This is a genomic window from Kitasatospora sp. NPDC048194, assembly GCF_043202455.1.
Taxonomy (GTDB): domain Bacteria; phylum Actinomycetota; class Actinomycetes; order Streptomycetales; family Streptomycetaceae; genus Kitasatospora.
Map to the genome: position 1 here is coordinate 42762 of NZ_JBIDAK010000010.1, position 20668 is coordinate 63429.

13 protein-coding genes and 1 tRNA gene are annotated in these 20668 nt (G+C 73.7%); 8 read left to right on the top strand and 6 right to left on the bottom strand.

What is annotated here, in order from left to right; translation table 11 throughout:
• Positions 1–97: 97 nt before the first annotated feature.
• Both ACGF07_RS14840 and ACGF07_RS14845 read left to right on the top strand, forming a co-directional pair.
• Positions 98–3553, top strand: a complete 3456-nt coding sequence (locus tag ACGF07_RS14840; protein ID WP_392898672.1) for a HAMP domain-containing protein — start codon at positions 98–100, stop codon at positions 3551–3553.
• Between the two features lie 41 nt (positions 3554–3594).
• Positions 3595–6063 (top strand): SpoIIE family protein phosphatase, encoded by a 2469-nt coding sequence (locus ACGF07_RS14845; RefSeq protein ID WP_392898675.1) that lies wholly within the window; start codon positions 3595–3597, stop codon positions 6061–6063.
• Positions 6064–6129: 66 nt separating this feature from the next.
• Here the strand turns inward: ACGF07_RS14845 and ACGF07_RS14850 are convergent, their stop codons facing one another.
• Complete coding sequence (locus ACGF07_RS14850; RefSeq protein WP_392898678.1) at positions 6130–7629, bottom strand: bifunctional phosphatase PAP2/diacylglycerol kinase family protein; 1500 nt, start codon at positions 7627–7629, stop codon at positions 6130–6132.
• A gap of 144 nt (positions 7630–7773) precedes the next feature.
• A tRNA-Met gene (locus ACGF07_RS14855) sits at positions 7774–7850 on the bottom strand.
• 332 nt (positions 7851–8182) lie between these two features.
• Here ACGF07_RS14855 and ACGF07_RS14860 point away from each other — a divergent pair.
• The 3 genes from ACGF07_RS14860 to ACGF07_RS14870 all read left to right on the top strand — a co-directional run bounded on the left by ACGF07_RS14860 (position 8183) and on the right by ACGF07_RS14870 (position 10952).
• Complete coding sequence (locus ACGF07_RS14860) at positions 8183–8992, top strand: glycerophosphodiester phosphodiesterase (protein WP_392898681.1); 810 nt, start codon at positions 8183–8185, stop codon at positions 8990–8992.
• Positions 8989–10383: an MFS transporter gene (locus tag ACGF07_RS14865; RefSeq protein ID WP_392898684.1), complete on the top strand. Its 1395-nt coding sequence runs from the start codon at positions 8989–8991 to the stop codon at positions 10381–10383. The genes ACGF07_RS14860 and ACGF07_RS14865 overlap by 4 nt, the downstream gene beginning before the upstream one ends.
• Positions 10384–10583: 200 nt before the next feature.
• Positions 10584–10952, top strand: a complete 369-nt coding sequence (locus ACGF07_RS14870; RefSeq protein ID WP_350744061.1) for a DUF4180 domain-containing protein — start codon at positions 10584–10586, stop codon at positions 10950–10952.
• Positions 10953–11007: 55 nt separating this feature from the next.
• Here the strand turns inward: ACGF07_RS14870 and ACGF07_RS14875 are convergent, their stop codons facing one another.
• Positions 11008–11394: a RidA family protein gene (locus ACGF07_RS14875; protein ID WP_350744060.1), complete on the bottom strand. Its 387-nt coding sequence runs from the start codon at positions 11392–11394 to the stop codon at positions 11008–11010.
• A gap of 280 nt (positions 11395–11674) precedes the next feature.
• On the opposite strand from ACGF07_RS14875, the gene ACGF07_RS14880 reads away from it, so the two are divergent.
• Entirely contained in the window at positions 11675–14512 is a 2838-nt protein-coding gene (locus tag ACGF07_RS14880) for a penicillin acylase family protein (protein WP_392898688.1), read from the top strand.
• A 47-nt stretch (positions 14513–14559) separates the two neighbouring features.
• On the opposite strand, the gene ACGF07_RS14885 is transcribed toward ACGF07_RS14880, so the two are convergent.
• Positions 14560–14859, bottom strand: coding sequence for a hypothetical protein (locus tag ACGF07_RS14885; RefSeq protein WP_392898691.1), 300 nt, complete (start codon positions 14857–14859; stop codon positions 14560–14562).
• A 108-nt stretch (positions 14860–14967) separates the two neighbouring features.
• Between ACGF07_RS14885 and ACGF07_RS14890 the strand changes: the two genes are divergently transcribed.
• Together ACGF07_RS14890 and ACGF07_RS14895 are read left to right on the top strand one after the other, a co-directional pair.
• Positions 14968–16245 (top strand): pyridoxal-phosphate dependent enzyme, encoded by a 1278-nt coding sequence (locus ACGF07_RS14890; RefSeq protein ID WP_392898694.1) that lies wholly within the window; start codon positions 14968–14970, stop codon positions 16243–16245.
• Positions 16246–16439: 194 nt separating this feature from the next.
• Positions 16440–17822: a hypothetical protein gene (locus tag ACGF07_RS14895; RefSeq protein WP_392898696.1), complete on the top strand. Its 1383-nt coding sequence runs from the start codon at positions 16440–16442 to the stop codon at positions 17820–17822.
• A gap of 120 nt (positions 17823–17942) precedes the next feature.
• On the opposite strand, the gene ACGF07_RS14900 is transcribed toward ACGF07_RS14895, so the two are convergent.
• Together ACGF07_RS14900 and ACGF07_RS14905 are read right to left on the bottom strand one after the other, a co-directional pair.
• Complete coding sequence (locus ACGF07_RS14900) at positions 17943–18998, bottom strand: zinc-binding dehydrogenase (protein WP_392898699.1); 1056 nt, start codon at positions 18996–18998, stop codon at positions 17943–17945.
• Positions 18995–20659: a phytoene desaturase family protein gene (locus ACGF07_RS14905; RefSeq protein ID WP_392898970.1), complete on the bottom strand. Its 1665-nt coding sequence runs from the start codon at positions 20657–20659 to the stop codon at positions 18995–18997. Before ACGF07_RS14905 ends, ACGF07_RS14900 begins: the two co-directional genes overlap by 4 nt.
• Positions 20660–20668 lie beyond the last annotated feature (9 nt).

The window sequence follows — 20668 nt, forward strand, 5'->3', positions numbered from 1 at the left end:
CCGGAGTGGCGACCCGGAGCCACCCGGCACCCGGTCGGCCGTGGTGCGCACGACCGGATGCGGGCTCCGGCCCGGCATTCTACGGAGGCGACGTTCGATGGCTGGTCCGCTGACGTCCAACGGTTCGCAGCACCGCCCGGAGGGCGGGCCGGACGCCGCTCCGGGGAACGAGCCGGAACTGCGGCAGTTGCTGGCGGGCCTCACGGCCGTCCGGGACGGCGACTTCAGCACCAAGCTGCCCGACGACGCTCCCGGGCTGCTCGGCGAGATCGCCTCGGTGTTCAACGGGATGGTCGACCAACTGTCCCACTTCACCTCGGAGGTGACCCGGGTCGCCCGCGAGGTCGGCACCGACGGCCGCCTCGGCGGCCAGGCGCAGGTGCCGGGGGTGTCGGGCACCTGGGCGGACCTCACCGACTCGGTCAACGCGATGGCCGGCAACCTCACCTGGCAGGTGCGCGGCATCGCCCAGGTGACCACGGCGGTGGCGCGCGGCGACCTCACCCAGAAGATCGAGGTGGACGCCCGGGGCGAGATCCTGGAGCTGAAGAACACCGTCAACACGATGGTCGACCAACTCTCCTCCTTCGCCGGGGAGGTGACCAGGGTCGCCCGGGAGGTCGGCACCGAGGGCATCCTCGGCGGCCAGGCCCGGGTCGTCGGCGTGTCCGGGACCTGGCGCGACCTCACCGACTCGGTGAACTCCATGGCCGGCAACCTCACCGGCCAGGTCCGGGCGATCGCCCAGGTGGCCACCGCGGTGGCCGAGGGCGACCTCTCGCAGAAGATCACCGTCACGGCCCGGGGCGAGATCCTGGAGCTGAAGGAGACCATCAACACGATGGTCGACCAACTCTCCTCCTTCGCCGACGAGGTGACCAGGGTCGCCCGGGAGGTCGGCACCGAGGGGCGCCTGGGCGGCCAGGCCAAGGTCCAGGGGGTGTCCGGCACCTGGAAGCGGCTCACCGAGAACGTGAACGAGCTGGCCGGCAACCTCACCCGGCAGGTCCGGGCGATCGCCGAGGTCACCAGCGCGGTGGCGGCCGGCGACCTGACCCGCTCGATCACCGTGGACGCCTCCGGCGAGGTCGCCGACCTCAAGGACAACATCAACTTCATGGTGGAGTCGCTGCGCGAGACCACCCGGGCCAACGAGGAACAGGACTGGCTGAAGACCAACCTCGCCCGCTTCTCCGCCCTGATGCAGGGCAGGCGCGACCTCGGCGTCGTCGCCGCGTCCGTGATGGACGAACTCGCCCCGCTGGTCGGCGCCCAGTGCGGCGCCTTCTACCTCGCCGAGGACGGCCCGGACGGCACGACGCTCCAACTCGTCGGCTCCTACGCCTTCCCCGACGGCGACCGCCCCACCCGCTTCCGCCTCGGCGAGTCCTTCGTCGGCCAGGCCGCGCGCAGCCGGCGGACCATCGCCGTCGACGCCCTCCCGCCCGGCTACCTGGCCGCCGCCTCCGGCCTCGGCCGCATCGACTCGCTGGCACTGGTCGTGCTGCCGATCGTCGTCGAGGACCAGGTCCTCGGCGTCATCGAACTGGCCTCCGTGAAGCCGTTCACCCAGGTCCACCGGGACTTCCTGGACCAGCTGCTGGAGACCATAGGGGTCAACCTCAACACCATCATCGCCAACGCCAGGACCGACGAGCTGCTCGGCGAGTCCCAGCGCCTGACCGCCGAACTCCAGGCGAGGTCCGAGGAGTTGCAGGCCCGGCAGGAGGAGCTCCAGTTCTCCAACGCCGAGTTGGAGGACAAGGCGGAGCTGCTGGCGGCGCAGAACCGCGACATCGAGACCAAGAACCTGGAGATCGAGCAGGCCCGCCAGGAACTGGAGGAACGCGCCCACCAGCTGGCCCTCGCCTCGAAGTACAAGTCGGAGTTCCTGGCCAACATGAGCCACGAGCTGCGCACCCCGCTCAACAGCCTGCTGATCCTCGCCCAGCTGCTCGCCCAGAACCCCACCCGGAACCTGACCGCCAAGCAGGTCGAGTACGCCGGCATCATCCACTCCGCCGGCTCCGACCTGCTCCAGCTCATCAACGACATCCTCGACCTCTCCAAGGTCGAGGCCGGCAAGATGGACCTGAGCGTCGACGCGGTGCCGCTGCCCGCGCTGCTCGAGTACGTCGAAGCCACCTTCCGCCCGATGACCGGGCAGAAGAACCTCGCCTTCGCCGTCCGGACGGCCCCCGGGGTGCCCGGCGAACTGCGCACCGACGACTACCGGCTGCGCCAGGTGCTGCGCAACCTGCTGTCCAACGCCGTCAAGTTCACCGAGCACGGGCGGGTCGAGCTGCGCATCGAGCCCGCGGTCGAGGCCGAACTGCCCGACGGCGTGCGGCGCGGCGGCCCGGTGCTCGCCTTCCGCGTCACCGACACCGGCATCGGCATCGCGCCCCAGAACCTGGAGACGGTGTTCGGCGCCTTCCAGCAGGCCGACGGCACCACCAGCCGCAAGTACGGCGGCACCGGCCTCGGGCTGTCCATCAGCCGCGAGATCGCCTACCTGCTCGGCGGTGCGATCACCGTGGAGAGCACCCTGGGCCGGGGCAGCGTCTTCACCCTCTACCTCCCCGTCGCGCACTCCGAGGTGCCCACCGGCGAACCGCCGGCCGTCTCCAGGGCGCTGGACGGCGCCGCCGCGCGGCCGTCCGAGGATCCGGTGCACGACCCGGGCGACCACGCCTTCCCCGGGCGCCCGCGGCGCCTCCTGGTGGTGGAGAGCCGGCCGAACGGGCTGCTGAGCCTGGTGGCGGAGAACGCCGTCGCCGACCTCGCCCGCTACTCCGCCGGGCACCGGCAGGTCGAGATCGTCACCGCCGTCGGAGCCCACGAGGCCGCCACCGCGCTCGCCACCGCCCCCTGCCACTGCGTCGTCCTGGAACTGGACCTGCCGGACGGCACGGCCGCCACGCTCCTCGCCGAGATGGAGGGCGACCCGGCCCTGCACACCGTCCCGGTGCTGGCGCACCACAACCGGGGCGCCGCCGGCGAGCAGGCGGACGCGTTCCTGCGGCAGGACGAGCGGCCGCTGGAGCTGATCGCCAGCCTGGACGAGCTGCGCGAGCGGATCGCCCTGCACATGAGCGCCGACCGCCCCGGCGGCGCCCTGCCCCCGGCGCGCGGGCCGGAGCGGGTCGGGTCCTGGAGCCCCGACGCCGAACCGGCCCTCGCCGGCCGCACGGCGCTGGTCGTCGACGACGACGACCGCAACCTGTACGCGATCACCAGCATCCTGGAGCTCCACGGCATGCGCGTCCTCCAGGCCGAGAACGGCCGGGCCGCCCTGGAGTCGCTCACCACCCACCCCGGGATCGACGTCATCCTGATGGACGTGATGATGCCCGAGATGGACGGGTACACGGCCACCGCGGCGATCCGCGCGATGCCCGAGCACGAGGGCCTGCCGATCATCGCCGTCACCGCCAAGGCCATGATCGGCGACCGGGAGAAGAGCCTGGCGGCCGGAGCGAGCGACTACATCACCAAGCCGGTCGACGCGAACGAGGTGGTCAGCCGGATCACGCACCACCTCACGCGGTGACCACCGCCGGAGCAGCAGCCGAGACCCCAGGAGCCACCACCGTGCAGGACCCCCAGGAGCGACTCGCCACCGGCCGCCCCGCCGCGATCGAGCCGGGCGTCGAGGCCCCCAGGGTCGGCGCGCAGCGGACCCCGGCGGACCCGGATACGCCGGCCACCCAGGAGCCGGGAGGCGACGCGGCGGCCGTCGGCCGGCTCGCCACCACGGTCGAGCGGCTGCGCCAGGAGCTGGACCAGGCGCAGGCCGACGCGGCCGGCCGTGCCGTCGTCGAGATGGCCGTCGGCGTCCTGGTGGAGCGGCTGCGCTGCGGCCCCACCGAGGCGGCCCGGCAGCTGGAGAGCCTGGCCGAGCAGGCGGGCGTCACCACGCTGGCGCTGGCCGTCGACCTGGTCAACCAGGTGGCGGCGGACCAGATCTCGGCGCTCGCCCGGGAATTCGTCGCCGGTGCGGCCGTCCGGCCGGAGGACCCGGTGGCGCTGCGGCTGCGCAGCACCGAGGCCGACACCATCGCGGGCGGTGACGCCGCGACGGCCGCGCGCTCCATGCTGGAGCACGCCCTGCGGCCGCTCGGAGTGGCCGCGGTGGCGGTCTGGGCGGCCCACCCCGACCTCTCGCTGTCCCTGGCGGGCAGCGCCGGCTTCCAGCCGGAGGAGGCGCGCCGCTGGCGGCACGTCCCGCCGGGCGTGCCGACCCCGGCCCGCCGGGCCCTGGACGAACGCGCCGCGGTCGGCTACCACACGCTCGCCGAGGCGTCGCTGCCCTCGATCGGCCAGCACGAGATCCGCGGCGGGCGCCTCGCCGTCCCGGCCGGGGTCGGCGGCCGGCTGATCGGCGTGCTGGAGATCTGCTGGCGCGAGGCGCTGCCCGAGCAGTCGCAGCCCCTGCAACGGCAGTTCGAGGCGCTGGCCGAGGTGGCGGCCGCCACCCTGGAGTCCTGGGACAGCCGGCAGTACGCCGTCGCGGACCCGGCGGACGCCCAGTTCGACGAGTTGCGGCAGCTGACGGACGGTCTCCTCGATCCCTGCCTGGTCCTGCGGGTGGCCCCTGAGGACACCGAGCTCCCGCTGAAGTTCGTGATCCGGCACGTCAACCCGTCCTTCGTCGACTTCGCCGGCCGGCCCACCGCCGCCATCGTGGGCACCCGCCTGCTGGAGGCGTACCCGCTGGCGGCCGAGCCGGGGGGCCTGGCCGAGAAGGTCGAGCACGTCTTCGCCACCGGGGAGCCCTTCCGCGCCCAGGGCATGCGGCTCGCCGCCCTGGTCGACGGGGTACCGCTGAGCGCCCGGGCACAGGTGAGCATCAGCCGCCACGGCATCCACCTGGTGGTCGTCTGGCGGCTCGACGACGGCACCCCGAGGGTCGCCCGGCTGCTCCAGCACGCGCAGCGTCTGGGCCGGATCGGCGGCTTCGAGGAGAACCTGAAGACCCGTCAGATTGTCTGGAACGACACGCTGTTCGAGCTTCACGGGCTGCCGCCCACCGCACAGCCGATCGCCCTCGACCAGCTGGCCGAGCACGCCCACCCGGACGACCGGCACACCATCGGCCGGTTCCTGCGCACCCTCCTGTACCACCGGCGCCCGGCCTCCACCGCCTTCCGGCTGCAACGCCCCGACGGCGTCACCCGGCACATCCGCGTGGTGGCCGAGCCGGTGCGCGATCCGGACAGCGGGCTGCGCATCGTCCGCGGCGCCTACCAGGACATCTCGGCCCAGCACTGGACGGAGGTGGCGCTGGCCGCCACCCGCGACCAGCTGGCGCAGAGCGAGCAGCAGGCCGCCGAGCGCAGCCGCCTCGCCCTCCAGCTCCAGCACGCCATCATGCCGCCCGCCCGGGGGCCGCTGGACCTGCACGACCTGCGCGTCGCGGTCCGCTACCGCCCGGCCGAGAAGGACCACCTGGTCGGGGGCGACTGGTACGACGCGCTCGCCCTGCCGACGGGCGACGTGCTGCTGTGCGTCGGCGACGTCGCCGGGCACGGCATCGAGGCCGCCACCGGCATGGTCGCGCTGCGCAACGCCCTGCGCGGTCTGGCCGCCACCGGCGCCGGGCCGGCCCAGTTGCTGAGCTGGCTCAACAGCGTCACCCACCACCTGACCGACAACGTCACGGCCACCGCGGTCTGCGGGCTCTACGAGCCGGCCACCCGCCGGCTGCGCTGGGCCCGCGCGGGCCACCCGCCGCCGGTCCTGGTGCGGGAGGGCAGGGCGATGACCCTCCCGCAGGTGGGCGGCATCCTGCTCGGCGCCCTGGACCAGGCGGAGTACGAGGAGCACGACTTCGTCCTCCAGGCCGGCGACACCCTGGTGATGTACACCGACGGGCTGATCGAGCGCCGGGACGAGTCGCTCCAGGCGTCCCTGACCAACCTGATGACGCTCGCGGAGCGGGCCCACCACCAGTCGGCCACCAGCGCGGACGGCCTGGAGGGGCACCTGGACCACCTGCTGCAGTACAGCAGCGCCGACACGGACGACGACACCTGCCTGGTCGGGGTGGCGGTCCGCTGACCGCCGGCCGGGCCCGCCCCCGACCCCGCCGAGCGGGGCTCCGGACGACGGGCCCGGCCCGGAGGCTCAGTCGGCGACCGCCGGGCGGTAGACGGTGAGCGCGGCGGGCGACTTGGACAGCCGGAGCGCACCGTGCGCCGGGACGCTCTCGCCGTCGACCGCGATGCGGTCGGCGTCGCCGAGGGAGTCCACGTCCAGGGCGCGCAGGCGAACCGTCCGGTAGACCCGGGAGCGGTCCAGGGTCCCGGACAGGAAGGCGGCGGCCAGCCGGGTGCGGGCGAAGGGCCTGCCGCCGTCGACGACCCGGACGTCGAGGAGTCCGTCGGCCAGCGCGGCGCGCCGGGTGGGGGCGAGGCCCGCCGGTTCGTACGCCCCGTTGCCGGCGAACAGCAGCCACAGTCGGCGCGGGCGGCCGGCGGCGTGGACGGTGACCGGTTCGGCGCTCGGCAACAGCTTGGCCACGGCTACCGCGAGGGCCGGCCACTTGCCGATGCGTCCCTCCAACTTCTCGCGTTGGTGTACGAGTTCGGGGTAGATACCGAGGCTGAAGGTGTTGACGAAGGTCCGGGTGCCGTCGGCGTCGGCGGCCAGTCCCAGGTCCACGCCGACCGCGCTGCCGGCCTCCACGGCCTCGGCGGTGGCCCCGTGGGTGGTGGCGCCGAGGTCCAGGGCGAAGTGGTTGAGGGTGCCGCCGGGGAAGACGGCCAGCGGCAGTGCGCGCTCGACGGCCAGGGCGGCGGCCAGGTTGACGCTGCCGTCGCCCCCGCACACGCCGAGCGCGCCGTCGACGGCGGCGGCCCGGTCGGCGGCCTCGCCCAGCATCTTGGCCAGGTCGCCCTGCGGTCCGCACACCCGGACGTCCGCCTCGGGCAGCAGGGCGCGCAGCTCCTCCGCCGTGTCCTCGGGGCCGGCGGCTATCGGGGAGCCGTTGCCGGAGCCCGAGTTGACCACCACCGACAGGCCCCTCCCCCGCTTCAGCGCGGGCGCCGGGCGAGCGGCGGGGGCGGCCGACGGCGGGGCGTCGGACGCGCGCGGCCACCACCGCAGGGTGGTGCCGGCCGCGGCCGCACCCAGCGCCGCACCGGCGAGGACGTCGCCCGGGTAGTGCACCCCGGTGTAGACCCGCGAGAACGCCACCGCTGCGGCGATCGGCGCGACGGCCGCCCCCAGCAGCGGGGACTCGATGGCCACGCCGGTGGCGAAGGCGGCCGCGGAGGCGGAGTGGCCGGAGGGGAACGACGTGGTGACGGGCTGGCGCAGCAGCCGGCGCAGGGACGGTACGCCGTCCAGCGCGGGGCGGGGCCGGCGGGTGGCGTGTTTGGCGACGGTGTTGGCGGTGGCCGAGGCGATGGCGAGCGAGCCGAGTCCGCGAAGGGCCGCCCGCCGCCCGGTGCGCCCGCCGAACGCGCCGAGGACGGCGGCGGTGCCCGTCCACAGCAGTCCGTGGTCGGCGGCCCGGCTCAGGGCCCGCAACCAGGGGCGGGTGCCGTGCAGCGGGGCGGCGGCGATGCGGTCGAACAGGGCCCGGTCGATGGCGTCGAGTCGTGAGGTCCCCAATCGTTTCATCCGACGAGCCTAGGCCGATCGGACGGCGGCGCCGGGGAGGACGGCGATCGGTGTGTCGCGGCCGGGGACGTCGACCTCGGAGCGGCGGCCGAGCGACGACGAAGCCGGGGCCGACGCGATCTCGCGTCGGCCCCGGCTTCGGATTGGTAGCGGGGACAGGATTTGAACCTGCGACCTCTGGGTTATGAGCCCAGCGAGCTACCGAGCTGCTCCACCCCGCGTCGGTGAGACCAACCATAGGCGACAACCGGGCGAACACGAAATCGGGTTTCCGGACCGACCGTCCGACGGGACAGCGCCACCGCCCGCCTCCGAAGGCCGACACGAGCCGATCCGGCGTCAAGAGCTCTTCCAGGCAGCATCCTTGACCGGGGAAGGCCCGCACCGGCCCCACCGCCGGGGGTCCGGCGATCGGCGCCCCGTTCTCCTTCCGGGGGAGGCGGGACGATGATCATTACTGCTTGACAGAGTGCGTAATACTGTAACGCGGAGCGATCCGGGACGGCCGCGAACCGGCAGCACCGCCCCCTGTCCCCGCAGCTCGGAGCACCACATGCACCCCTTCCTCGACCACCCGGGGCCGCTCGCCTTCGCGCACCGGGGCGGTGAGCTCGGGCACCCCGAGAACTCGCTCGCCGCGTTCGACGCCGCCGTGGCGCTCGGCTACCGCTACCTCGAAACGGACGCGCACGCCACCGCCGACGGCGTACTGGTGGCCTTCCACGACTCCCGGCTCGACCGGGTCACCGACCGGAGCGGAGCCGTCGCCGAACTGCCCTGGGAGACCGTCCGGCGGGCCCGGATCGGCGGCCGGGAGCCGGTCCCGCTGCTGGAGGACCTGCTCGGGGCGTTCCCCGAGGCCCGGTTCAACATCGACGTCAAGGCGGCACCGGCCGTCGCCCCGCTGGTCGAGGCGATCCGCCGGACCGACGCCTGGGACCGGGTCTGCGTCGGCGGCTTCTCCGACAGCCGCCTGGCCGCCGTCCGGGCCGCCGCCGGGCCCCGGCTGGCCACCTCGCTCGGCCCCCGCGAGGTCGCCCGGCTGCGGCTGCGCTCGCTGGGCGGCCCGCTGCCGCCCCGGCCGGGGCGCCGGGCGCCGTACGCCGGGCTGTGTGCGCAGGTGCCGGAGCGGCACCTGGGCGTCCGGGTGGTCGACCGGGCCTTCGTACGCGCCGCGCACCGGCTGGGCCTGCAGGTCCACGTCTGGACTGTGGACGATCCCACACGGATCAGGGCTCTCCTCGACCTGGGTGTGGATGGCATCATGGCCGATCGCATCGACGTCCTCCGGGACGTCCTCAGCGAGCGCGGCTGCTGGACGCACGGCAGCACCGGCTCCAGCACGGAACAGGGAGCCGTATGAGCACCACGGACCACTTGCGGGACCACGTGGCGGACGAGCCGCCGCCGACCACCGGCGACGGCCGCGCGCTGCGCCGGATGCAGTTCGGCTGGTACGTCAACGACTGGGCCAACGCCGCCTTCTCGGCCACCGTCCTGACGGTGTTCCTCGGCCCCTACCTGACCGAGGTGGCCAGGAACGCCGCCGACGCGTCCGGCGACGTGCACCCGCTGGGCCTGTCGATCCGCGCGGGGTCGTTCTTCCCGTACACCGTCTCCTTCTCGGTGCTGATCTCGGTCGCGGTGATGCTGCTGACCGGCACCGTCGCCGACCGCACCGGGCGGCACAAGGAGCTGATGTGCGGCTTCGCGTACGTCGGTGCGATCGCCACGACGGGGATGTTCTTCCTCCAGGGCGACCGCTACCTGCTGGGCGGCGCCCTGCTGGTGGTCGCCAACATCTCGTACGCCGTGTCGGTCGCGCTGTCGTACGCCTACCTGCCGGGCCTGGCCTCCCCCGACGAGCGCGACAAGGTCTCCTCCAAGGGCTGGGCCTACGGCTACGCGGGCGGCGGCCTGCTGCTGATCGCCAACCTGGCGCTGTTCCAGGGCCATGACGCGCTCGGCCTCGCCTCCGGCACCGCGGTGCGGATCTGCCTGGCCTCGGCCGGACTCTGGTGGGCGCTGTTCACCCTCGTCCCGCTGCTGCGGCTGCCCTCCCGGGCGGGCGTCGCGCCCGACCGCCCGGCGGCCGCCGCCGACCGGCCCACCGCCGGCAGCCTGCGGGAACTCGGCCGGACCCTGAAGAACATGCGCCGGCACCCGCTGACGCTGCTCTACCTCGCCGCCTTCCTCTGCTACAACGACGGCATCCAGACCGTCGTCTCGCAGGCCTCGCTGTACGGCAGCGAGGAGCTGGGCATGGACCAGACCTCGCTGGTCACCGCCGTGCTGATGGTCCAGGTGGTGGCGATCGGCGGGGCGCTGCTGCTCGGCCGGATCGCCCAGCGGTACGGCGCCAAGCGGACCATCCTCGGCTCCCTGGTCGGCTGGGTGGTCACCCTCGCCCTCGGGTACGTCATGCCCGCCCACCAGCCCATCTGGTTCTATGTCCTGGCGTGCATGATCGGCCTGGTGCTCGGCGGCAGCCAGGCGCTCTCCCGCTCGCTGTTCTCCCACCTGATCCCGGCCGGCCGGGAGGCGGAGTACTTCAGCCTGTACAAGGTCAGCGACCGCGGCACCAGTTGGATGGGCCCGCTGGTCTTCGGCGTCGCCTACCAGGTCACCGGCAGCTACCGCTCGGCGATCATCTCGCTGCTGGTGTTCTTCGTGATCGGCTTCGCCGTCCTGCTGAAGGTGCCGCTGCGCCGGGCCATCGAGGCGGTCGGCAACCCCGTCCCCGAGCGGCTCTGACACCGCCGCCGCTCTCCGGGCGCCGGGCCCGGCACTCTCCGCCACGCGTCGGGTTCCGCGCCCGGACGGCCCGGTCGGTGGCCCCAAAATCGGTTCCGGGCGCCGCTCCGCCTGGCCTAGATTGAGGCCGGATCACCGATGATCACGCCCGGGGCGGGTGCTCCGCCCGGGTCATCCCGACCGACCGGCAGGAGAACGCCATGGCTGACACGGTGCAGGAACTGAGCGGCGTGAAGGTGCTGGTGTGCGACCCGGCCGGGCCCGTGATCAGCACCGTGCAGGACGCACTGGACCTCATCGGCGCGACGTACCAGGGCGCCGAGGTCGTCGCCGTCCCGGCCGACCGGCTGAGCGACGAGTTCTTCGTCCTGAGCACCGGGTTCGCCGGGGAGGTCATGCAGAAGTTCGTCAACTACCAGGTGCCGCTGGCCGTCCTCGGTGACATCTCCCGCCACCTGGAGGCCAGTTCGGCCCTGCGCTCACTGGTCCACGAGTCCAACGCGGGCGGCCACATCTGGTTCCTGCCCGACCCGGAGGCCCTCGGCGCCCGGCTGGCGTCCCGCCGCTGAGCGCACCCGGGTCCGGGCCGATCGCGCGCCCGGACCCGGCGGGCCCGGGGCTCCGTCAGGAGGGCCGCCGCGCGTCCACCTCGATCTCGATCCTCATCCGGGGGTCGGCCAGTCCGCAGACCATCATGGTGGCGGCCGGCCGGACGTCACCGAAGCAGCGCCGCAGCACCGGCCAGCAGGGTTCGAAGTCCGCACGCTCGGGCAGCAGGTAGCGCACCCGCACCACGTCGGCGAAGCCGCACCCCGCCTCGGCCAGCGCGGCCCCGATGTTGCGCAGGCACTGCTCGGCCTGCTCCACCACGTCCTCGGAGATCGTCATCCGGGCGTAGTCGAACCCGGTCGTCCCGGACACGTGCACCCACTCGCCGTCCACCACGGCCCGGGCGTAACCGATCTGCTCCTCGAAGGTCGAACCGCTGAGGATCGCGCGTCGCTCTGTCATGCGCCGAACGCTAGGGGGCCTGCACCGATCCGTCCAACAGGCCTCATGGCACGGCGTGATGCCCCTGGGCGCATGCGGAGCGCGCCGGCGGCCGACCTGTCGGACGCCGCCGGCCCCGCCGGCGCGGTACCCCGCCCGGGCCGACCGCGCGCGGGACCGGGCCGCCGACGCGGCCGACAACTCCGGTGTCCCGTACAGGAAATGGCATGCACGCCACTAGCCAACCGGCCAGTAGCACCCCTACCGTCGACTCCCCGTGGCTTCGACGGAGGAGCTCGCCTTGCGCCCACGCCCCCACACCCTCCGACACCCTCTCCGACACCCCCTCCGCTTCGCGGCGGCCGCCGCCCTCGCGTCCGCCCTGGTGGTCACCGCGACCCTCACCACCCCCACCGGCGCCACCGCCGTCCCGACCACCGCGGCCGGGACCGCGGCCGCCGCCGACTACTGCGGCGGGCGCTGCGCCGACATCCTGCCGCCCGGCGAGAACGGCAACGCGACGCTCGCCGAGATCCTGCTCAACCGGATGTTCGGCAGCCGCCCCGCGCACACCGACGACCAACTCGGCCCGTACGCGGCCCTCGCCTCCGGCTACCCCGGGCTCACCGAGGCCGGGCTGCGCGGCTTCTTCAACGACGCCTCCTTCGGCGTCCCCGCCGACCAGGTCGCCAGTACCACCAGCCCCCGCCCGGACGTCACCATCGTCCGCGACAAGGCCGCCGGCATCCCGCACATCACCGGCACCACCCGCTACGGCACCGAGTTCGGCGCCGGCTACGCCGCCGCGCAGGACCGGCTCTGGGTGATGGACCTGTTCCGGCACGTCGGCCGCGGCCAGCTGTCCGGCTTCGCGGGCGGCGCCGCCGCCAACCGCCAGCTGGAGCAGAGCTTCTGGCAGGCCGCGCCGTACACCGAGGCCGAGTTGCAGCAGCAGATCGACGGGCTCGCCGCCCGCGGCGGCCGGGCGACCCAGGCCCTCGCCGACGCGAACGCCTACCTCGACGGCATCAACCAGTACGCCAGGGAGGCGTACAACGGCCGCACCTTCCCCGGCGAGTACGACCTCACCGGTCACATCGACCCGATCACCAACGCGGGTTCGATCGAGCCGTTCAAACTGACCGACCTGGTCGCCCTGGCCTCGGTGGTCGGTGCGCTGTTCGGCGCCGGCGGCGGCAACGAACTCGCCTCGGCCCAGGTCAAGTCGGCGGCCGAGGCCCGCTACGGCAAGGACGCCGGGGACGCGGTCTGGAAGTCGCTGCGCGAGGCCGACGACCCCGAGGCGGTGCGGACCCTGCACGACGGCCAGAGCTTCCCGTACGCCACCGTGCCCGACCATCCGCAGGGCGAGGCCGTGCCCGACCCCGGCTCCGTGGTGCCCGAGCGGATGATCTACGACGCCACCGGCTCCGCGAACACCGCGACGACCAAGGCCGGCGGCGTGCTGCCGGGCAACCTGCTCACCGCCAAGCACGGCATGTCCAACGCCCTGCTGGTCTCCGGCGCGCACACCGACGACGGCCACCCGGTGGCCGTGTTCGGCCCGCAGACCGGCTACTTCGCCCCGCAGCTGCTGATGCTCGAGGAGCTCCAGGGCCCCGGGATGAGCGCCCGCGGCGCGGCGTTCGCCGGGCTGAGCTTCTACGTCCAGCTCGGCCGCGGCCAGGACTACGCCTGGAGCGCGACCTCGGCCGGGCAGGACATCACCGACACCTACGCCGTCCCGCTCTGCACCACCGACGGCTCACCGGTCACCACCGCCGCCGACTCCTACCTCTGGCACGGCCAGTGCCTGCCCTTCGACCGGCTGGAACGCAGGAACGCGTGGAGCCCGACCACCGCCGACTCCACCGCCGCCGGCTCGTACACCCTGGTGATGCGCCGCTCGAACTACGGCCTGGTGAGCGCCCGGGGCACCGTCGGCGGCAAGCCCGTCGCGTTCACCTCGCTGCGCTCCACCTACCGGCACGAGGCCGACTCCATCATCGGCTTCCAGGAGCTGAACGACCCCGGCGCCGTGCACGACGCCCCGAGCTTCCAGCGCGCCACCCAGGACATCAACTACACCTTCAACTGGTTCTACGCGGACTCCCGCGACATCGCGTACTACAACTCCGGCAGCAACCCGGTGCGCGCCGCCGGGGTCGACGCCGGCCTGCCCGTCCTCGCCCAGCCCTCCTACGAGTGGGCGGACTTCGACCCGGCCACCAACACGGCCCGGTACACCCCGGCGGCCGAGCACCCGCAGTCCGTGAACCAGGACTACTACGTCTCCTGGAACAACAAGCAGGCCGCCGGCTACACCGCGGCCGGCTTCGGCAACGGCTCGGTGCACCGGGCCAACCTGCTCGACGACCGGGTCAAGGCGCTGCTCGACCACGGCGGCAAGGTCAGCCGGGTCTCGCTCACCCAGGCGATGGAGGGCGCCGCCCTCGCCGACCTGCGGGCCGAGGACGTCCTGCCGGACCTCATCCGGGTCCTGCGCAGCGGCCCGGTCACCGACCCCGCCACCCTGACGGCGCTGCAGCAGCTGGAGGCCTGGCTCGCCGACGGAGGTCAGCGCAAGGAGACCTCACCGGGCAGTCACGGCTACGCGGACGCCGCCGCGATCCGGGTGATGGACGCCTGGTGGCCGCTGGTCGCCGACGGCGTCATGCGCCCCGGACTCGGCGACCAGCTCTTCACCGCCCTGACCGGCGCCCTCCAGATCAACGAGTCGCCCTCCGGCGGCCAGACCGGCGCCGCCGCCGGCGGCCCGGTGAGCGCCAACGAGTCCATCCCCCACAAGGGCTCGGCCTTCCAATACGGCTGGTGGAGCTACCTGGACAAGGACCTGCGGTCCGTCCTGGGCGACCAGGTCGCCGGCCCGCTGGCCCGCCCGTACTGCGGCGGAGGCGACCTGACGGCCTGCCGGAACGTGCTGCTGAACACCCTCAAGCAGGCCGCCGCACAGCCGGCCTCCCAGGTCTACCCGGGCGACGGCGACTGCTCGGCCGGTGACCAGTGGTGCGCCGACACCATCATCCAGCGGCCGCTGGGCGGGGTGACGGACGACAAGACCACCTGGCAGAACCGTCCGACGTACCAGCAGGTGGTGCAGTTCGCGAACCACCGCTGAGCGGCGGGGACGGCCGCCGGCGCCCCACGACGGGGCGTCGGCGGCTCTCACCCGGTCAGCCCCCTGATCTCCTGCTGCCTGCCGCGCAGGTAGCCCGCCTGCTCCTGCAGCCGCTTCGCCGCCTCGAAATGCGCGTGGTGCGCCTGCGACGAGGTGACCCGCGGCTCGACGCCGCCCAGCAGCTCCGCCAGCGCGGCCAGCAGGTCGGCCGCCGGACCGAGCAGGTGGTGCTCACCGCCCACGGCGACCGGTTCCCTGAGCTCCCGCACCTTCGGCAGGGCGTTCTCCCGCAGCTGCCGCCGCGCCTCCTCCAGCGCGTCGACCATCTCCCGGATTCCGCTGTCCATCGCGACCCCGTTCCTGTCCGGCCACCGGACGTCCCGCTGAGTGTGCCCGTTCCCAGGAGAATCACAAACCCCCACCTGTAGCACCTCCAACGCGGCTATGGTGCTTACATGACATGGGAAACCACCCCCGGCACGGGAGCGGGCGCCTCCCTCGCCACCGGCCAGCGCTCCCTCGGCGATCCGGACCTCGACTTCCCGCTCTGGCCCCCGCTCACCGCAGGCTGCCCGCGGACGAGCACGGCGGACGTCTCCTACCCCGTCGAGCTCGACTACGCCTACGACCAGGCCGACCCGGCCCGCCTGTTCGCCCCCGCCGGAGCCACCGACGGAGCCCCCGCCGGAGCCCCCGCCGGAGCCCGCGGCGGCCTGGAGCGCTGGGCGCCGCTGCTGCCCCCGCTACTCGCCCCGGGCCTGGGCGAGGGAGCCACCCCGATGGTGGAGATCCGACCGGGCGTCCACGTCAAGGACGAGTCCCGCAACCCCACCTGGAGCCACAAGGACCGCCTGAACCGCTGCACCACCAGCGCCGCCGTGGGCGTCGGCGCGCCCGGCATCGCCGTCGCGTCCTCCGGCAACCACGGCGCCTCGGCCGCCGCCTACGCCGCCCGCGCCGGGCTGCCCTGCGTCGTCCTCACCGGCCCGGACACGCCGCCCGCCGTGGACGCCTTCCTCAACGCCTACGGCGCGGTGGTGCTGCCGGTGCCGTGGGAGGCCCGCTGGCCGCTGCTGCGGCAGGTGGTCGAGCGGTTGGGCCTGCACCCCGTCAGCAACCTGACGACCACCCACACGGGCCACCCGTACGGCCCCGAGGGCTACAAGACGGTGGCCTACGAGATCTTCCAGGACGTGGGCGTGCCGAGCGCGGTGTTCGTACCGACCGGCTACGGCGAACTTCTGTTCGGCGTCTGGAAGGGCTTCGCGGAGCTGCGCCGCCTCGGCCTGGCGCAACGTGTGCCGCGGATCTTCTCCTGCGAGTCGGCGGCCTCCGGCCCGCTGCACCGGGCCCTCGCCCAGGGCCTCCCGGCCGCCCGGGTGACGGTCGCACCGAGCGACGCGTACTCGATCGCCTCCCCGGTCAGCGGCTACCGGGGCGTGGTCGCGGTGCGCGGGAGCGGCGGCCGGGCGCTGACCGTGAGCGACGCGGAACTCGCCGACGCCCAGGCCGAACTGGCCCGGGCCGGCCTGTGGACGGAACTCTCCGCGGCCGCCGGCCTGGCCGGCCTGCGCAGCCTCGGCGCGCAGGCTCCGGACGATGGCCCGGTGGTCTGCGTGTCCACCTCCAGCGGCTTCAAGGACAGGGGCACGGGCACCCACCGGACCGCCCCGGTCGCCCCGGAGTGGGCGCAGGTCGAGCGCCGCCTGCGCGCCGCGGGCCTCACCGGCTGACCGCGGACCGCCCGGCACGCCTTCCGCACGGGTCCGCCGCGACCGCGGAACCTGCCGGTCGTCCGGGGTCCGCCGCCACCACCGGCGCGGAAGCCTGCTGTTCGTCCGCTCGTCCGCCGGTGTAAGGGCGGCGTTGGCCGACGGCCGGCAGGCTTGGGTCCCGCCCGACTCCCCCGCGTCGAGAGGCTGTCCCCGTGCCACGTTCCCGCCGCCTGCTCCCGCTGGCCGTCGCCGTCGCCGCCCTGCCCGTGCTCGCCCTGCCGGCCGTCCCGGCGGCCGCGGCCTCGTACGGCACCCCGACGATCACCCTCTCCGCCGGCTACCTGTCCGGCGCGGTCGGGGCCACCGGGGACCCGACGGTCATCGTGACGGTGGCGCAGAGTGGCGCCGCCGCCTCCGCCCTGACGGTCGCCGCCTCGGCCAGCACCCGCAGCTCGGTCGCCCGGACCTCCGACGTGACGGTGGCCGGCACCGGCGGCACCCGGACCCTGGCGGTCGCGGCCCAGGGCGTCGGCTACACCGACCTGACCGTCAAGGTCACCGGCCTCGGCGGCAAGACGGCCACCCGCACCCTGCACTACGCGGCCTCGGCCGCCGTCCGGAACTCCGCCGCCGCCCGCTACCTCACCGGCTCCAGCGACGCCTCCGCCGCCGTGGACGCCGGCGGCGGATACATCCTGGTCGGTGACGACGAGTCCAACACCCTGCGGCTCTACGACCGCGACAGGTCCGGGGCGCCGATCCGCACCTGGGACTTCAGCTCGGCGCTCGGCGTCTCCAAGGAGATCGACATCGAGGCCGCCACCCGGGTCGGCGACACGGTCTACTGGACGGGCTCGCTGGGCAACAACAAGGACGGCGTGGTCAAGCCGGACCGGCAGACCGTGTTCGCCACCAAGGTGACCGGCTCCGGCGCCGACACCCAGCTGTCCCTGGCGGGCTCGTTCCACGGCCTGCGCGACGACCTGATCGCCTGGGACAGCGCCCACGGCGACCGCTACGGCTTCGCGGCCGGCGCCGCCGACGGACAGGCGCCCAAGCAGATCGACGGGTTCAACGTCGAGGGCCTGGAGTTCGCCCCCGGCAGCACCACCACCGCCTACGTGGGCTTCCGCGCTCCGCTCACCCCGGCGGTGACCGGCGGCCGGGCACTGCTCGTGCCCGTCACCGACTTCCCGGCCCTGCTGGACGGTTCGGCCGCGCACGCGACCTTCGGCGACCCGGTCGAGCTGGACCTCGGCGGCCTGTCGATCCGCGACCTGCGCCGCAACGACCTCGGCCAGTACCTCATCGTGGCAGGCTCCTGGGCGGCCGAGGACAACTCCGCCCCGTACGCGCTGTACCGCTGGGACGGCCGACCGGGCTCCGCGCCGGTCAAGCTGATCGACCTGCCGACCAGCGACGCCGGCGCCTGGGAGGCCGTTCCGGACGTGCCGGACCTGGACGCGCCGGGCGCCCGCGCCCAGCTGATCACCGACAACGGCTCCGCCGACCTCTACGGCGACGGCACCGCCGCCAAGGACCTCACCCACCCCGAGTGGAAGAAGTCCCGCAGCACCTGGTTCACCCTGGGCTGACCCGAACCGGGGCCCCTCGACTCCGCCAGGCCGAGGGGCCCTGTCCCACTCCCGTCCCCACGGGCGCCGCAGGTGCTCCCCGCCCGGCCCGCGCCGGGCCCCGTCAGGCCGCCCGGGTGCTCACAGCTCGACCAGGACCTTGCCCCGGCTCGCCGAGCGGTCCACGTAGAGGCTGCGGTACGCCGCCGGGATGCTGTCGAACCCGTGGTGGACGGTCTGCCGGTAGTGCAGCCGCCCGCCGCGGACCAGGGCGCCGAGGTCCCGGCGCAGCGCGGCCCAGTTCTCCTCGGTGAACCACTCCAGCGAGAAGATCCCGCGGATCAGGGTGCGCGGGAACATGATCATCGGTAGCAGCCGGGGCCCCGTCCACGCGCCGCCGACCTGGCTCCCCCACTGCCAGCACACCGCCACCCGGCTGTCCACCGCGAGCACCTCGAACACCACGTCGGTGAGCGTGCCGCCCAGGCTGTCGAAGTAGCGGTCGACGCCGTCCGGGGCGAGCACGGCCAGCTCCTTGGCCACCTGCTCGGGATCGTCGCCGTCGCGGTAGTGCAGCACCTCGTCGAAGCCCAGCTCGCGCAGCCAGTCCGCCTTCGCGGGCGTCGCCGTGGTGCCGATCACCCGCGCCCCGCGGTGCTTGGCGAGCTGTCCGACCACCGAGCCGACGGCGCCGCTCGCCCCGCTGACCAGCACCGTCGAGCCGGGCCGGACGTCGAGGAACTTCTCCACCGTCCCCCAGGCCGTCATCCCCGGGCCGCCCAGCACACCGAGCGCCGTGCTGATCGGCAGCTGCTCGTCGTAGTGCGCGGGGTCGAGCCGCCGGTAGGCCGGGAAGACCATCGGGAAGGTGCCGGTCTGCCAGAGCCGGGGCTCGCCGTCGCTGATCACGTGGCTGCACCAGCCGCCGAAGCCCTGGACCAGGTCGCCCACCGCGAAGCGCGCGGCCGGTCCGGCCTCCACCACCTCCATGATCGCGTCGGCGCCCATGTGGTCGCCGATCGGCGTGTCCAGGGCGATCCCGTGCAGGTACGGGTCCACGGACACGTAGCGGGTGCGCAGCAGCATCTCGTCCGCGGCGAGCCGGACGTCCACCTCCTCCACGACCTTCCGGTACACCCGGTCGACCTCCGGCACGCCGTCCACGTGCTCCTGGACGACCCATTTCTCGATCCTCACGAGGTGACTCCAAACTCCCGGGCGCCCGGCCCGACGGCTTCGGTGATCAGGATCGGCGGCGGCGCGCTGTCGTCGACCGACGCGGTGAACGGCTTGCGGTCGTCCCGGCAGACGAACTGGACGACGTGCCGGCCGGCGGCGGCCGCGCGGATCAGCCCCCCGGTCGTCGCCCAGACCCCGGAGAGGTAGAAGTTGGCCAGCCCCGGCAGCCCCGGCCCGTTGCGCTTGATCTCCTCCTCCAGGGTCTCCCCGCTCTCCACGAAGGGCTGCCAACCCAGCACGGTGCCGTCGTAGTTGCCGGTGTAGCGGACCTGGGTGAGCGGGGTCGAGACGTCCTTGACGGACACCGCCTCCCGCAGCCCGGGGTGGTGCCCGTCCAGGAACTCGATGACGGCGTCCCGCACCCGGCGCTTCTCCCGCTGGTACTCCCGGCCCCGGCCGACCGGGAGGGTGTGCAGTTCCTCGCCGCGCCGCAGCCGCGGTGCCTGCTCGGGGCCGGTGCTCAACTGCCGCCAGGGGGCGATGTCGCAGAAGTAGCTGGCGTAGACGACGGTGGTCGACTCGGGCGACAGCTCCGGGTAGTGGCGGCTGCGGAACTGGATGTTGATGCTCGGGTGCCGGATGCCGGTGAGCCGGGCCGCGAACTCCTCGTCGAGCAGGTACGTGGTGCACGGGTCGCCCGCCGGGAAGGGCCGGCGCAGGCCGAGGAAGACGGTCAGGTAGCCGGGGAACACCATGCCCGGTTGGGTGAGGGTCTCGGTGTACAGCCGGCGGTAGGTGTCGTTCAGGTAGCGGCCCTTGAGCAGGTCCATCATCGTGGTGCGCCCGTCGCAGGCCGCCACCACGATGTCCGCCCGCACCTCCCGGCCGTCGCTCAGCCGCACCCCGACCGCGGTGTCCCGCTCGACCAGGATCTCGGTCACCTTGGCGTTGTAGGTGATCTCACCGCCCAGGCGGCGGTAGCGCTGCTCGATCGAGCGGGCCAGGCCGAGCGAGCCGCCCTCCGGCACGCCCGCCGACCGGCCCGCGTGCGAGGCGAGCTGGAAGTAGGTCGGCAGCACCGGGAAGTTGGGGTGCTTCTCGTAGAGCACGAAGTTGAACGCCTCGCGCAGCAGCGGGCTGCGGAACCGCGCCGAGTAGTCGCTCATCAGCACCGAGATGGAGCGCCGGATCACGTTGAAGTACGGCAGGAAGGAGGCCAGCATCCGCCAGCGCTCCCACCGGCCCATCAGTCCGACCGGCTTGAGGAAGGGGTAGCGGGTCAGTGCGAGGCGGAACGTGCGCAGACCGTCGCAGAACTGCCGGATCTGCCGGGCGTCCTGGGGCGAGAGGTCCAGCAGGTGGGCCTCCAGCCGGTCCGGGTCGGAGTAGAAGTAGACCGCCTGGCCGTCCCGGGTGCGCACCACGTTGAAGACGTCGAAGTTGCGCATCCGCTTGCCCTGCAGGGCGCCGAGCTCCAGCCAGATCTGGTGCATCTCGTTGCCCGGCCCGCTGCCGAGCAGCCAGCTGACGCAGCAGTCGAAGGTGAACTCGCCCCGCTCCCAAGCCGTGCAGCAGCCGCCGGGCAGTTCGTGCATCTCCAGGATCCGGGTGCGGTAACCGTTCATCTGCGCGTAGCAGCCGGTGGACAGGCCGCCGAGCCCCCCGCCGATGATGACCATGCTCTCCCG

Bases quoted from the DNA above. Each gene is read 5' to 3' on its own strand.
- ACGF07_RS14840 (WP_392898672.1), top strand. From the start codon at position 98: ATGGCTGGTCCGCTGACGTCCAACGGTTCGCAGCACCGCCCGGAGGGC.
- ACGF07_RS14850 (WP_392898678.1), bottom strand. From the start codon at position 7,629: ATGAAACGATTGGGGACCTCACGACTCGACGCCATCGACCGGGCCCTG.
- ACGF07_RS14860 (WP_392898681.1), top strand. From the start codon at position 8,183: ATGCACCCCTTCCTCGACCACCCGGGGCCGCTCGCCTTCGCGCACCGG.
- ACGF07_RS14865 (WP_392898684.1), top strand. From the start codon at position 8,989: ATGAGCACCACGGACCACTTGCGGGACCACGTGGCGGACGAGCCGCCG.
- ACGF07_RS14870 (WP_350744061.1), top strand. From the start codon at position 10,584: ATGGCTGACACGGTGCAGGAACTGAGCGGCGTGAAGGTGCTGGTGTGC.
- ACGF07_RS14875 (WP_350744060.1), bottom strand. From the start codon at position 11,394: ATGACAGAGCGACGCGCGATCCTCAGCGGTTCGACCTTCGAGGAGCAG.
- ACGF07_RS14885 (WP_392898691.1), bottom strand. From the start codon at position 14,859: ATGGACAGCGGAATCCGGGAGATGGTCGACGCGCTGGAGGAGGCGCGG.
- ACGF07_RS14890 (WP_392898694.1), top strand. From the start codon at position 14,968: ATGACATGGGAAACCACCCCCGGCACGGGAGCGGGCGCCTCCCTCGCC.
- ACGF07_RS14905 (WP_392898970.1), bottom strand. From the start codon at position 20,659: ATGGTCATCATCGGCGGGGGGCTCGGCGGCCTGTCCACCGGCTGCTAC.